12 protein-coding genes and 1 pseudogene are annotated in these 12823 nt (G+C 71.0%); 5 read left to right on the top strand and 8 right to left on the bottom strand.

Annotated elements, in window-relative coordinates; genetic code table 11:
- The first annotated feature begins 611 nt into the window (after positions 1-611).
- On the top strand, positions 612-1067 hold the full coding sequence (locus tag IG90_RS0126800) for an SRPBCC family protein (RefSeq protein ID WP_030589718.1): 456 nt from the start codon (positions 612-614) through the stop codon (positions 1065-1067).
- Between the two features lie 25 nt (positions 1068-1092).
- Here the strand turns inward: IG90_RS0126800 and IG90_RS0126805 are convergent, their stop codons facing one another.
- From IG90_RS0126805 to IG90_RS0126820, 4 genes are all read right to left on the bottom strand, one after another.
- Positions 1093-2253, bottom strand: coding sequence for a hypothetical protein (locus tag IG90_RS0126805; protein WP_030589721.1), 1161 nt, complete (start codon positions 2251-2253; stop codon positions 1093-1095).
- Entirely contained in the window at positions 2235-2972 is a 738-nt protein-coding gene (locus IG90_RS0126810) for an ABC transporter ATP-binding protein (RefSeq protein WP_030589724.1), read from the bottom strand. Before IG90_RS0126810 ends, IG90_RS0126805 begins: the two co-directional genes overlap by 19 nt.
- 215 nt (positions 2973-3187) lie before the next feature.
- The gene (locus tag IG90_RS0126815; protein WP_033894678.1) at positions 3188-4567 is read right to left on the bottom strand and encodes an aspartate aminotransferase family protein; all 1380 of its coding nucleotides are present in this window, start codon (positions 4565-4567) and stop codon (positions 3188-3190) included.
- Positions 4552-5043, bottom strand: coding sequence for an Lrp/AsnC family transcriptional regulator (locus IG90_RS0126820; RefSeq protein WP_030589729.1), 492 nt, complete (start codon positions 5041-5043; stop codon positions 4552-4554). Before IG90_RS0126820 ends, IG90_RS0126815 begins: the two co-directional genes overlap by 16 nt.
- A 177-nt stretch (positions 5044-5220) precedes the next feature.
- On the opposite strand from IG90_RS0126820, the gene IG90_RS0126825 reads away from it, so the two are divergent.
- The 3 genes and pseudogenes from IG90_RS0126825 to IG90_RS46150 form a co-directional block, all read left to right on the top strand.
- Positions 5221-6660 carry a gamma-aminobutyraldehyde dehydrogenase gene (locus tag IG90_RS0126825; protein ID WP_030589731.1) on the top strand — a complete coding sequence of 480 codons (1440 nt, stop codon included), beginning with the start codon at positions 5221-5223 and terminating at the stop codon, positions 6658-6660.
- Positions 6661-6833: 173 nt separating this feature from the next.
- Positions 6834-7997 carry a polyamine ABC transporter substrate-binding protein gene (locus IG90_RS0126830; RefSeq protein ID WP_030589733.1) on the top strand — a complete coding sequence of 388 codons (1164 nt, stop codon included), beginning with the start codon at positions 6834-6836 and terminating at the stop codon, positions 7995-7997.
- Between the two features lie 54 nt (positions 7998-8051).
- Positions 8052-8572 (top strand): annotated as a pseudogene (locus IG90_RS46150) (hypothetical protein); the annotation flags it as partial.
- 29 nt (positions 8573-8601) lie between these two features.
- Here the strand turns inward: IG90_RS46150 and IG90_RS0126845 are convergent.
- The 3 genes from IG90_RS0126845 to IG90_RS0126855 form a co-directional block, all read right to left on the bottom strand.
- Entirely contained in the window at positions 8602-9399 is a 798-nt protein-coding gene (locus IG90_RS0126845) for an SAM-dependent methyltransferase (RefSeq protein WP_030589737.1), read from the bottom strand.
- A gap of 82 nt (positions 9400-9481) precedes the next feature.
- Complete coding sequence (locus IG90_RS0126850) at positions 9482-10186, bottom strand: glycerophosphodiester phosphodiesterase (RefSeq protein ID WP_030589739.1); 705 nt, start codon at positions 10184-10186, stop codon at positions 9482-9484.
- A 22-nt stretch (positions 10187-10208) separates the two neighbouring features.
- Positions 10209-11243, bottom strand: a complete 1035-nt coding sequence (locus IG90_RS0126855; RefSeq protein WP_030589741.1) for an adenosine deaminase — start codon at positions 11241-11243, stop codon at positions 10209-10211.
- A gap of 121 nt (positions 11244-11364) precedes the next feature.
- Between IG90_RS0126855 and IG90_RS0126860 the strand changes: the two genes are divergently transcribed.
- A complete protein-coding gene (locus IG90_RS0126860) occupies positions 11365-12084 on the top strand; it encodes a DUF4190 domain-containing protein (protein WP_078585414.1) in 720 nt (239 codons plus the stop codon).
- 123 nt (positions 12085-12207) lie between these two features.
- On the opposite strand, the gene IG90_RS0126865 is transcribed toward IG90_RS0126860, so the two are convergent.
- Positions 12208-12765: a riboflavin biosynthesis intermediates N-glycosidase gene (locus IG90_RS0126865; protein ID WP_030589745.1), complete on the bottom strand. Its 558-nt coding sequence runs from the start codon at positions 12763-12765 to the stop codon at positions 12208-12210.
- Positions 12766-12823 lie beyond the last annotated feature (58 nt).

The raw sequence follows: 12823 nt of genomic DNA on the forward strand, positions 1-12823 counted from the left end.
TGGCTCCACACCTACAATCACCACCGCGGACACACCGCGCTCAAGGGCCAACCACCCGCCAGCCGCGTCCCCAACCTCACAGGGCAATACAGCTAGGGCCTGTCTGACAGTTCCCGTCTGCCTCACGGCGCCATGCACGCACTCTCGCCGCACCGGCCCCGGACCCGAGTACGTCCGGTACGAGGGCCTGGGGCCGGCACGTCGAGAGCACGCACCTGACGCCGCGCGGTCGCCCTGCGGGCGAGCGACGACGGGAATCGTCAGACAGGCCCTGGCGGGTTCCGGGCCGCCTTCAGGCGCCTGAGTTCCCCGCAGGCACGGTGGGGGCCGCCGCACCACTCGGGTACCTGGCGGGCCGGCTGCGCCGAGAGGCCGGGAGGCCTGGATACGACGGGCGGTCGCCGCGACCGCACGGGCACGAGGTGCGGTGACCCTCTGCGCACGGGGTCCGGGCCCTGTACCGCTCGCCGGCCTGACCGTCGCGAACGACCGGCCCGCCGACCCCCGACCGGCGTGGCACGGGGGCGGTGGGCCGGGCAAGCTGGAAGCGGACCATCCCGCGGTCGGCCGGCCGGCTCCGCGGGACGCCGGATCGGACAAGGACCGTGATCATGACCGGTGGCACCCGCGAGGGCATCGACCTCACCCGCGTCCTGCACGCCCCGCAGCAGCGGGTCTTCGCCGCCTGGACCTCACCGGAGGACTTCGCCGCCTGGTACGGGGGCGAGGCGGACGTCCCCCTGGACCGGGTGTCGATGGACGTGCGGCCGGGCGGCGCGTGGAGTCTGGTCATGGTGGTGCCGGGCGTGGAGATGCCCTTCCGCGGGGTCTACCGCGAGGTGAGCGAGCCCGACGGTCTCGTCTTCACACTGCTGGACGCCTCCGCACCCGAGGACGCCGAGGGCGAGACCATCACCGTGACCTTCAGCGACCTCGGTGACGGCACCACCGAGCTGGCCTTCCAGCAGCGCGGCGGCCATCTCACCGCCGAGCAGTACGCGGCGGCGGAGGACGGCTGGGAGGCCTTCTTCGACGCCCTGGCCGCCCGCCTCGCCACTCATCCGTGAGCCCGCCGCCGAGGATTCCGGCGGCTCAGTCCGCCAGCGGAAGCGCCGCCAGCTGCGCGATCACCCAGGTCAGCGGGGCGAACAGCGCCAGCAGCGCGCCCGCCCGCAGCGCCGTCGCCTTGCGCAGCGTGGCGGCCGGAGCGCCCATCCTGAGCAGCGCCTCGACCGTGTGGGCGCGGGCGTGCTTGGCCTCCAGCGACGAGGTCAGCAGCGTCGCCGTCGTACAGCCGAGGACCAGCACCGCGCCGAGTGCGGTGAGCGGGCCGTACGGGCGCTCGTCGCCCCCGTACAGCGCCGACGCGGCGATCACCGCGGACAGCACCGCGCAGACGACCCCGAGCGGGCGGCCGATCCGGTGCGCCTCGTTCATCAGGACCCGCCCGGCCAGCAGCCGTACGGCCCCGGGGCGCACGGCCTGCAGCGCCCGCCCGCACAGGTGGGTCAGGCTCGGGCCGGCCATCGCCAGGCCGACCGCGGTGAGCGTCCACCCGATCAGCACCGCCACCGGCGTGGCGTCGAACCGGCCGGGCAGCGGGAACGCGTTCCCCGCCGGCCCCCGTGACGCGTACGCCTCCACGGCGAGACCGGCGGCGGTCAGCGCCACGCCCCAGGGGAGCCCGGCCGGAGCCGGTGCGGGCTCCGGCAGCTCCTCGGAGCCGAACGTGTCCCGTGCCGGGTCGGGCCGCGACCGCAGCGCCAGCGCGCTCGCCGTCGACGCGGCCACCGGGACGAGCGCCAGCAGCATCAGCGCGGCGGCCGGCGGCAGCGGGGTGCCCGCGCCGAGGAACTCCGCCGCGCCCCCGTCGAACGGCATCCCGGTCAGATCACCACGCAGGTGCAGGAAGAACAGCAGGGCCACCATGGAGCCCAGCGTGGTGGAGACGGCCGTGGAGACCGCGGCCAGCGCGGAGAGCCGGACCGGGCCGAGGCCCATGGAGGAGAGGCCCGGCCGGGGCCGGGTGCTCGGGTCGGTCCGGGCCACCGCCACGGCGAACTGCACGGTGGCGGCCAGCGGGACGAAGCACCACAGCAGCCGCAGTACCGAACCGGCGGACGCGGGGTGCGCGGCGGCGTACCCGAGGGCGCACAGGAGGAGGAAGCCGACGCCGGCCGACGCGGCGGCCACCAGCAGCCGCCGGACCAGGACGAGGGGATGCGAACCGCGGGCTAGACGGAGAGCGAGCACGCCGCGCGGCCCTCCGCTTCCGGTTCCGCGGGCGGGGTGACCGTGGCGACGCGACGGCCGTCCAGCAGCGCCACCGCCCGGTCGGCGAGCGCGGCGACCTCGGCGTCGTGCGTGGCCAGCACCACGGTGATGCCGTGGGAGCGGGCCGCCGTGGTCAGGGTGCGCAGTACCTGGGTGCGGTCCGCGCGGTGCAGGGTCGCGGTCGGCTCGTCCGCGAAGATCACGGTCGGTTGTGCGGCCAGGGCCCGCGCCACGGAGATCCGCTGGCGCTGTGCCTGGAGCAGGGCGTGCGGCCGCTTCTTGGCGAAGGCGGCGATGTCCAGGCGCTCCAGCCACTCGGTGGCGGCCTTCCTGGCGGCCCGGTGCGAGACGCCGCGCAGCAGCAGGGGCAGCGCGGCGTTCTCCCAGACGGTCAGCTCCGGGACCAGCTCCGGATCCGATGCGATCCAGCCGAAGCGCTCCCGGCGCAGCTGTTCGCGGACCCGGGGGGCCATGGTGTGGACGGGGACGCTGTTGAACCAGACCTCGCCCTGCTGGGGCACCAGGCGGCCCGAGAGGCAGTGCAGCAGAGTGGTCTTCCCGCTGCCGCGCGGGCCGGTCACAGCGAGGATCTCGGCGTCCTGGACACCGATGGAGACACCGCCGAGACCGGGCGATCCGTTGTGGGAGTGGTGCAGGGAACGCGCCCAGATCACGTCGTTGTCCGGCGGGGCCACCATGGCGTACACCTCGGTTCAGGTCAGATTTCCCGTCCCCCGTACGGGGGAACGAAGACGCGGCCGATCGGTCACTCGGCACCGTAGATAGTCGGACCGGTGTGAGCGCACAGCACGCGGCCCGGATACCCCCCTTGTCACTCGAAGGGGCGTATCCGGGCCGGTGAACCGTATGAAATGACCGCTGGACGGCGATCAGCCGGGGGACCTGGTGACGGTCAGAGCTTCGTCCAGGCCTCCGTGAGCACGGCCCGCAGGATGCCCTCGATCTCGTCGAAGGTCGACTGGTCGGAGATCAGCGGCGGGGCGAGCTGGATGACCGGGTCGCCGCGGTCGTCGGCCCGGCAGTACAGGCCGTTGTCGTACAGCGCCTTGGAGAGGAAGCCGTACAGGACGCGCTCGGTCTCCTCGTCGGTGAACGTCTCCTTGGTGGCCTTGTCCTTCACGAGCTCGATGCCGTAGAAGAACCCGTTGCCCCGGACGTCGCCGACGATCGGCAGGTCGTGGAGCTTCTGCAGCGTCGTCAGGAAGGCGTTCTCGTTGTCGAGGACGTGCTGGGGGAGGTTCTCGCGCTCGAAGAGGTCGAGGTTGGCGATGCCCACCGCGGCGGAGACCGGGTGGCCACCGAAGGTGTAGCCGTGCAGGAAGGTGTTGCCGCCCTCGTAGAACGGCTCCGCGATCCGGTCCGAGACGATGCAGGCGCCGATCGGGGAGTAGCCCGAGGTCATGCCCTTCGCGCAGGTGATCATGTCCGGCACGTAGCCGAACTTGTCGCAGGCGAAGATCGTGCCGAGCCGGCCGAAGGCGCAGATGACCTCGTCGGAGACGAGCAGCACGTCGTACTTGTCGCAGATCTCGCGGACCCGCTGGAAGTAGCCGGGCGGCGGCGGGAAGCAGCCGCCCGCGTTCTGCACGGGCTCCAGGAAGACGGCCGCGACGGTCTCGGGGCCCTCGAAGAGGATCTCCTGCTCGATCTGGTCGGCGGCCCAGCGGCCGAAGGCCACCGGGTCGTCGCCGAACAGCGGGGCGCGGTAGATGTTGGTGTTCGGCACCTTGTGCGCGCCGGGGACCAGCGGCTCGAAGGGGGCCTTGAGGGCCGGGAGGCCGGTGATGGACAGCGCGCCCTGCGGGGTGCCGTGGTAGGCGACGGCACGCGAGATGACCTTGTACTTGGTCGGCTTGCCCTGGAGCTTGAAGTACTGCTTGGCCAGCTTCCAGGCGGTCTCGACGGCCTCGCCGCCACCGGTGGTGAAGAAGACCTTGTTCAGGTCGCCCGGGGCGTAGTCGGCGAGACGCTCGGCCAGCTCGACTGCCTTCGGGTGGGCGTAGGACCACACCGGGAAGAAGGCGAGCTCCTGGGCCTGCTTGTACGCCGTCTCGGCGAGCTCGTGACGACCGTGACCGGCGTTGACCACGAACAGGCCGGAGAGACCGTCCAGGTAGCGCTTGCCCTTGTCGTCGAAGATGTACGTTCCCTCGCCACGCACGATGGTGGGAACGGGCGCGTTCTCGTAGTCCGACATGCGGGTGAAGTGCATCCACAGGTGGTCGTACGCGGTTCGGCTGAGGTCCTTGCTCACGGCTATCGGGTTCCCCACATATAGGTCTGCTTCTTGAGCTTGAGGTAGACGAAGCTCTCGGTGGAGCGCACGCCGGGAAGGGTCCGGATGCGTTTGTTGATCATCTCCAGCAGGTGGTCGTCGTCCTCGCAGACGATCTCCACCATCAGGTCGAAGGAGCCCGCGGTCATGACCACGTACTCGCACTCGGCCATGGCCGACAGGGCTTCGGCCACCGGGTCGAGGTCACCCTCGACGTTGATGCCGACCATCGCCTGGCGCCGGAATCCCACGGTGAGCGGGTCCGTGACGGCGACGATCTGCATCACGCCCTGGTCGAGCAGCTTCTGGACGCGCTGGCGCACAGCCGCTTCGGAGAGGCCGACGGCCTTGCCGATCGCGGCGTACGGACGCCGTCCGTCCTCCTGGAGCTGCTCGATGATTGCGAGGGAGACGGCATCGACCGCCGACGGTGATCCGTTTCCGGTCCTGGAATCTGCGCTGCGACTGGCCACGGATCCACCATGCACCGCTCCTCGTCTGTCTCGCAACCCCAGATCGATGAAATTCGTTGTCTGGGTGCTTCGATCTGACTGAATCCGAAGTTGGGGACGGGTGGGTATGTCGAAAGCGTCACCGGAACGATTAGGGTGGACATCTCACCCATCGGACAGCCGACAGGAGGGGTGGTTGTGACCACCGAGGTGCGCCGTCTGCGCAACTACATCAACGGAGAGTTCCGGGACGCCGCGGACGGGCGGACCATCGATGTGGTCAGCCCGGTGACGGAAGAGGTCTACGCGACCTCGCCGCTCTCCGGCCAGGCCGACGTCGATGCCGCCATGGAGGCCGCGGCGGCGGCCTTCCCCGCCTGGCGCGACACCACGCCCGCCGAGCGCCAGAAGGCCCTGCTGAGGATCGCGGACGCCTTCGAGGAACGGGCCGAGGACCTGATCGCCGCCGAGTCGGAGAACACCGGCAAGCCGCTCGGCCTGACCCGCAGCGAAGAGATCCCGCCGATGGTGGACCAGATCCGCTTCTTCGCGGGGGCCGCCCGACTGCTGGAGGGCCGCTCGGCCGGCGAGTACATGGAGGGCCTGACCTCCATCGTCCGCCGCGAGCCGGTCGGCGTCTGCGCCCAGGTCGCGCCGTGGAACTACCCGATGATGATGGCCGTGTGGAAGTTCGCCCCGGCGCTCGCCGCGGGCAACACCGTCGTCATCAAGCCGTCCGACACCACCCCGGCGTCGACCGTGCTGATGGCCGAGATCATCGGCCAGATCCTGCCCAAGGGCGTCTTCAACGTCCTGTGCGGCGACCGGGACACCGGCCGCGCCATGGTCGAGCATCCGACCCCGGCGATGGCCTCGATCACCGGTTCGGTACGGGCCGGCATGCAGGTCGCCGAGTCCGCCGCCAAGGACGTCAAGCGCGTCCACCTGGAGCTGGGCGGCAAGGCGCCCGTCGTGGTCTTCGAGGACGCCGACATCGCCAAGACGGTCTCGGGCGTCTCCGAGGCCGGCTTCTTCAACGCGGGCCAGGACTGTACGGCCGCCACCCGCGTACTGGTCCACGAGTCGATCCACGACGAGTTCGTCTCGGCGCTCGCCAAGGCCGCCGCCGACACGAAGACCGGGCAGCCGGACGACGAGGACGTGGCGTACGGCCCGCTCAACAACGCCAACCAGCTGAAGCAGGTCACCGGCTTCATCGAGCGCCTCCCCGCGCACGCCAAGGTCGAGGCGGGCGGCCACCGGGTCGGCGACAAGGGCTACTTCTACGCCCCGACCGTCGTCTCCGGTCTGAAGCAGGACGACGAGATCATCCAGAACGAGGTCTTCGGACCCGTCATCACCGTCCAGTCCTTCACCGACGAGAAGCAGGCCGTCGCCTACGCCAACGGCGTCGAGTACGCGCTCGCCTCCTCGGTGTGGACGCAGAACCACTCCCGCGCCATGCGCATGTCCAAGAACCTCGACTTCGGCTGCGTGTGGATCAACACCCACATCCCGCTGGTCGCCGAGATGCCGCACGGCGGATTCAAGAAGTCCGGCTACGGCAAGGACCTCTCCGCGTACGGCTTCGAGGACTACACCCGCATCAAGCACGTCATGACGTCCATCGAGGACTGATCCACGCGTCGTCGCGGTTGTACGGCCCCGGGCTCCGGCCCGGGGCCGTTCGCGTTCACTCCTCGGCTGTACAAGGTGTGCGGGGCGGCCCCGTCCGGCTGGACGCTTGGTCCATTGTCCGCGCGCCCGCCGACCGGCATTCTGCGCGGGTGCGAGCGATCAGGAAGAACCCCATGTCCCGCCGTTCCCTGCTGCGCGCCCTCGGGGCGGGAGCGGCCGGCGCCACCCTGGCCGGCTGCGGAGTGCCCGCGGCCTTCGTCGAGCCGGGGGAGCGGGCCGGACACGACAGGTCCGCCACCGACCACACCCTGCACTTCGCCAACTGGCCGCTCTACATCGACACCGATGACGACGACGAGTCGAAGCGGCCCACCCTGGACGCCTTCTCGAAGCGGACCGGGATCTCCGTCACGTACACCGAGGAGATCAACGACAACGACGAGTTCTTCGGGAAGATCAGCCCCGCGCTGATGAACCACCAGCAGACCGGCCGGGACCTGATCGTCATCAGCGACTGGATGGCGGCCCGCTTCGTCCGGCTCGGCTGGGTCCAGGAGATGGACCGCGCGAAGCAGCCCAACGTGGCCAAGTACCTGGATCCGCAGTTGCGTTCGCCCGCCTTCGACGAGGGACGGCTCCACAGCGTCCCCTGGCAGTCCGGGATCACCGGCATCGCGTACAACCGCGCGAAGCTCGGCCGCGAGATCCGGTCCACCAACGACCTGTGGGCGGACGACCTGCGCGGCCGCGTGACCCTGCTCTCCGGGCTCGACGAGTCGTTCGCGCTGCTGATGCAGGGCAACGGCGTCGACATCACCCGCTGGAAGTCCGACGACTTCCACGAGATCTGCGAGCAGACACAGAAGCGGGTCCGCTCCAAGCACATCCGCCGGTTCACCGGCAACGACTACATCAAGGACCTCGCCACCGGCGACGTGCTCGCCTGCCAGGCCTACTCCGGCGACGTCATCCAGCTCCAGGCCGACAACCCCGACATCGAGTTCGTCGTCCCCGAGGAGGGCGCCGAACTGTGGGCGGAGTCCCTGATGATCCCCAACCTCGCCCGCCACAAGCGCAACGCCGAGCGGCTGATCGACCACTACTACGACCCCGAGGTCGCCGCCGAACTCGCCACCTGGGTCAACTACGTCTGCCCGGTCCCCGCCGCCCGTGACGTCCTGGCCTCCTCGAAGGACGAGGAGACGGCCGCGCTCGCCGAGGATCCGCTGATCTTCCCCGACGACGCGATGCGCGAACGGCTCGCCATCGCCCGCGACATCACCTCCGAGGAGCGGATGGACTTCGCCAAGAAGTGGAACTCCATCGTCGGCTTGTGAACCCGTGACAGGGGTGGCGTGAGGAGGGCGTAAAGGCGGGCGTACGCTGCGGATATGAGCGAGCGATACGCCCTCACGCGGCGGGTATACGCGGGTGGTTGGTCTTCTTCATCGTCTGTCTGGTGCTGAGCGGGCTCACGGCCTTCCCGCTCGTCACCGAACTCCGCTGGGCCGAGGACCTGCTGAGCGCCTCGGCCTCCCCGGTCCCCGAGCACCTTCCCGGTCTGATGGGGTGGATCACCCGGGTCCGCGAAGGGCTCGACACCGTCGACCGCGAGCAGCCCTTCATGCTGTACGGCACCGACTGGCTGGCCTTCGCCCACCTGGTCATCGCGGTCGCCTTCTACGGCCCCTACCGCGACCCGGTCCGCAACATCTGGGTCATCGAGTTCGGCATGATCGCCTGCGCCGGGATCATCCCGCTCGCCCTGATCTGCGGCCCGATCCGCGACATCCCGTTCTGGTGGAGCCTGATCGACATGTCCTTCGGGGTCTTCGGCGTCATTCCGCTGCTGATCGTCCGCCGCATGATCAAGCGCCTGGAGGTGCTGGAACAGGCGGCCACCGCGAGCCCTGAGCGCCTGAACCACGAGCGCGCGGGGTCTCAGCCCTTCCGGGCCACCACCCCGAACTGGGCGACCTCCGGCTCCCGCGGGTTCGTACGCCAGCGGGAGCAGGAGACGATCCCCGGCTCCAGGATCTCCAGACCGTCCAGGAACGAGGCGAACTCCTCGCGGCTGCGGGCGGTGATCGGCGGTGTGGCGTTCTCGTTCCAGAAGCGCATCGCCGCCTCGTTGCCCTCGCCGCCCAGCTCCAGCGTCGGGTGGGTCAGCACCAGGTGGCTGCCCGACGGCACGGCCGCCATCAGCGTCCGCACGACGGCCCGCGCCTCGTCCGTGTCCAGCACGAAGTTCAGGATGCCCAGCATCATCACCGCGACCGGCCGCCCCAGGTCCAGCGTGGGCTCGGCGGCCCGCAGGATCTGCTCCGGGCGGCGCGCGTCCGCGTCGACGTACTCGGTCGCGCCCTCCAGCGAACTGGTCAGCAGGGCGCGGGCGTGGGCCAGCACGATCGGATCGTTGTCCACGTACACGATGCGCGCGTGCGGCGCGGTGTGCTGGGCGATCTCGTGGGTGTTGTTCCCGGTCGGCAGCCCGGTGCCGATGTCGAGGAACTGTCCGATGCCCACGTCGCCCGCCAGATGACGCACCACCCGGCCGAGGAACGCCCGGTCCGCGCGCGCCACCTCACCGATGCTCGGGTACATCCCGGTGACCTGGTCGCCCACCGCCCGGTCCACCGGGTAGTTGTCCTTGCCGCCCAGCCAGTAGTTCCACACACGGGCGTTGTGCGCCACGTCGGAACGTATCCGGGCGGTGGCCGCCTGCGGTCGGGGGTCCATCACATCTGCTCCTCGATGCCCAAGGGCCCGTCGCCCCGGGGAGGCGGCGGGCGGTGCGGGGTTCCCCATCATGCCGGACCGATCAAGGACCTTCGCGACCGGGCGAGTTGGCCAGCAGCCGGTGAAGCGTGTCGATCCGGTTGGTGGTGATCGAGTCGACGCCCCGCTCGATCAGTCGGCGCATCGTGCGCTTCGTGTCGGCCGTCCACGCGGAGACGAGCAGCCCGTCCCGGTGCGCCCGGTCCGTCAGCTCCCGGCTCACCAGGCCGAAGCGGTAGTTCAGCCAGCGTGGCTTCACCGCCGCCAGCAGCTCCGGACGCGGCGGGGCCAGCGTGGTCCAGGTCAGGGCGATCTCGGCGGACGGGTCGGCGGCCCGCACCCGCAGCATCGCGTCCGCGCTCGCGCAGTAGTACGCCCGCTCGCCCGCCCCGCACTCCCGGACCGTGCCGACGATTCTCTTCACCGAGGCGTCCGTCGAGCCGGGCAGGTCCACCATCACCCGGTGCGCCCCGAGGGCGAGCAGCGCCTCGCGGAGCGTGGGCACCCCGCCGCCCGTCAACTCCTTCAGCTCCGCGTGGTCCAGCCGGTCCAGCCGCCGGTCGTGGCCCCACAGCCGCTCCAGCGTCGCGTCGTGCAGCAGGACGGGCACCCCGTCGCGGGTCACCCGCACATCGATCTCGACCGCGTCCGCCCCCCGTTCGAGGGCGGAGCGGATCGAGGGCAGGGTGTTCTCGCGCGCGAGATACGGATCGCCGCGATGCCCCACGGCGGTGACGGTGTTGGCCATGGGGCCATTGTCGACGACCGGGTCAGCGACCGGGAGCCCGGAGCCAGTTCGTCGTGTACGTGTCGATCTCCTCGGCCAGCCTCCGCTTGCCCGCCGGGTCGAGGAACGAGGCCTCCACGGCGTTCTTCGCGAGCTCCGCGATGCCGCGCTCGTCGAGTTCCAGCAGCCGGGCGGCCACCCCGTACTCGCTGTTGAGGTCGGTGCCGAACATCGGCGGGTCGTCGCTGTTGACGGTCACCAGCACGCCCGCCGCCACCATCTCCCGGATCGGGTGCAGCTCGATGTCCGTGACGGCACGGGTGGCGATGTTCGACGTCGGGCAGACCTCCAGCGCGATGCGGTGCTCGGCGAGGTGCTCCAGCAGCCTGGGGTCCTGGACGGAGCTGGTGCCGTGGCCGATGCGCTCGGCGCGCAGCGCGGTCAGCGCGTCCCAGATCGTCTGCGGTCCGGTGGTCTCCCCGGCGTGCGGCACCGAGTGCAGGCCCTCGGCGATGGCCCGGTCGAAGTAGGGCTTGAACTGGGGGCGGTCCACCCCGATCTCCGGTCCGCCGAGGCCGAAGGAGACGAGCCCCTCGGGCCGGTGCTCCACCGCGAGCCGGACGGTCTCCTCGGCCGACCGGAGCCCGGCCTCGCCCGGAATGTCGAAGCACCAGCGCAGGACGACGCCCAGCTCGGCCTCGGCCGCCTTGCGGGCGTCCTCTATGGCCTCCATGAACCCGACCTCGGGAATGCCCCGGCGGGTCGAGCTGTACGGGGTCACGGTCAGCTCCGCGTACCGGATGTTCTGCCGGGCCATGTCCCGCGCCACCTCGAAGGTGAGCAGCCGGACGTCCTCGGGGGTGCGGACCAGGTCCACCACCGAGAGGTAGACCTCGATGAAGTGCGCGAAGTCGGTGAAGGTGAAGTAGTCGGCCAGCGCCTCCGGGTCCGTGGGGACCTTGGAGTCCGGGTGGCGGGCGGCCAGCTCCGCGACGATCCGGGGCGAGGCCGACCCGACATGGTGGACGTGGAGCTCGGCCTTGGGCAGCCCCGCGATGAAGGGATGCGGATCAGTCATCGGAAATCTCCCGGTTCGGCGTGACATCGGCCGGGCGTACCGGCCGCACCGATCATCGCAGGCGGGGTCCGGGGCCGTCGGGCCTGGCCGTAGCATGACGTGACCACGATGGGGGAGGCCCATGTCAGACAACACAGAGCAGCCCGGGGGCCGGGCCGCGCCGCGCGATCCGTGGGCGCCGCCGGACAGCGGCAGGGTGGAACTGGGCAAGCCGGGTGCGCACACGCCGCCGCCCGCCGCGCACACCCCGCCCGCGGTCCACGACCAGCCGACCGTGACGTCGATGCCGAGCGCCGGACCGGCCGCGGGGGGCGGCACCGGGCCGATACCCCAGCCCGGCGGCTTCGGCCCCGCACCCTCGGACGTACCGCCGCCGCCGATCGGCCCGCACGGCCCCGGCCACGCGGCCCCACCGCCCGCCGCGCACTACGGCTACCCTGCCCCGCCCGCGCAGCCGTACGGCGGCTACCCGGGTTACGGCGCCTACGGCACGGGTCCGGCCGCCTGGGGTCCGGCGCCCAACAACGGTCTGGGCACGGCCGCGATGGTGATCGGCATCATCTCGGTGGTCGGCTTTTGCATGTACGGCGTCAACATCATCCTCGGCATCCTCGCGCTGATCTTCGGCATCATCGGCCTCGGCCGTGCCAAGCGCGGCGAGGCCACCAACCGGGGCATGGCGCTCGCCGGGGTCATCCTCGGCTCCGTCGGCATCGTCGTCGGCGCCGCGATCCTCGGCCTGATCATCTTTGCCGCCACGAGCTCCGACCGCGACAACGACTACGACGACCCCTACGACGACCCGTTCGCCACGTCGCTGGTCGTCGAGGACCGCCGCTAGCGGCGGACACGCCAGGGGCGTCTCGTTCGATCCCGGCCGGGCAGGGACCGCTCCCTGCCCGGCCGGGCGTCGAAGCGGCGGAGCCGCTCGGTCCACCGGGCCCTGCCCGTACCGGAAGACGCCTCAGCCCGCCGCGCCCGCCCGCAACCGCTCCCGTGCCTCCATCAGCGCGAAGCCCAGCAGATTCAGCCCCCGCCACTCCTGAGGCCGCTCCACCCGCTCGTCGTCCGCCGCGAGCCCGATGCCCCAGATCCGGTCCAGTGGCGAGGCCTCCACCAGCACCCGGTCCCCGGTGCCCAGGAGATAGCCGCCCAGCTCAGGGTCCTGCCCGAACTTGTGCACGCTGCCCGCCACGACGAGGGCGAACCGCTCCCGTATCCACACGTCCTCGTCGAAGCCGCGCACGAGGCGTCCCGCCTTCTTCGCCGCGGCCGGGCTCTTCGCCGACACCGCCGTCCGCTCCGCCTCCGGGTCACCGAAGAGCCGCGCCTTGCCCGCCATCATCCAGTGCTCCGCGCTCGCGTACGTGACCCCGTCCACCGTGAACGGCGAAGGCCACCACTGGCTCAGGCAACTGCCCCCCAGCCGCCCGTCCGGGCGCGGGCGGTGTCCCCAGAACGGCAGATACTTCACTCGCTTGCCCCGCGCCACGTCCGCCAGAAGCTCATCGACCGGTCCCATGGCATGTGAGTGTGGCATCCGCCACTGACACTCCGTACGGGGATTTCCGCACCGACAC

The organism is Streptomyces anulatus, assembly GCF_000721175.1.
GTDB classification, from domain to species: Bacteria; Actinomycetota; Actinomycetes; order Streptomycetales; family Streptomycetaceae; genus Streptomyces; species Streptomyces anulatus_C.

Excerpts from the sequence above, each read along its gene's own strand:
- IG90_RS0126800 (WP_030589718.1), top strand. The coding sequence starts at position 612 with ATGACCGGTGGCACCCGCGAGGGCATCGACCTCACCCGCGTCCTGCAC.
- IG90_RS0126810 (WP_030589724.1), bottom strand. The coding sequence starts at position 2,972 with ATGGTGGCCCCGCCGGACAACGACGTGATCTGGGCGCGTTCCCTGCAC.
- IG90_RS0126830 (WP_030589733.1), top strand. The coding sequence starts at position 6,834 with ATGTCCCGCCGTTCCCTGCTGCGCGCCCTCGGGGCGGGAGCGGCCGGC.
- IG90_RS0126845 (WP_030589737.1), bottom strand. The coding sequence starts at position 9,399 with ATGGACCCCCGACCGCAGGCGGCCACCGCCCGGATACGTTCCGACGTG.
- IG90_RS0126850 (WP_030589739.1), bottom strand. The coding sequence starts at position 10,186 with ATGGCCAACACCGTCACCGCCGTGGGGCATCGCGGCGATCCGTATCTC.
- IG90_RS0126855 (WP_030589741.1), bottom strand. The coding sequence starts at position 11,243 with ATGACTGATCCGCATCCCTTCATCGCGGGGCTGCCCAAGGCCGAGCTC.
- IG90_RS0126860 (WP_078585414.1), top strand. The coding sequence starts at position 11,365 with ATGTCAGACAACACAGAGCAGCCCGGGGGCCGGGCCGCGCCGCGCGAT.
- IG90_RS0126865 (WP_030589745.1), bottom strand. The coding sequence starts at position 12,765 with ATGGGACCGGTCGATGAGCTTCTGGCGGACGTGGCGCGGGGCAAGCGA.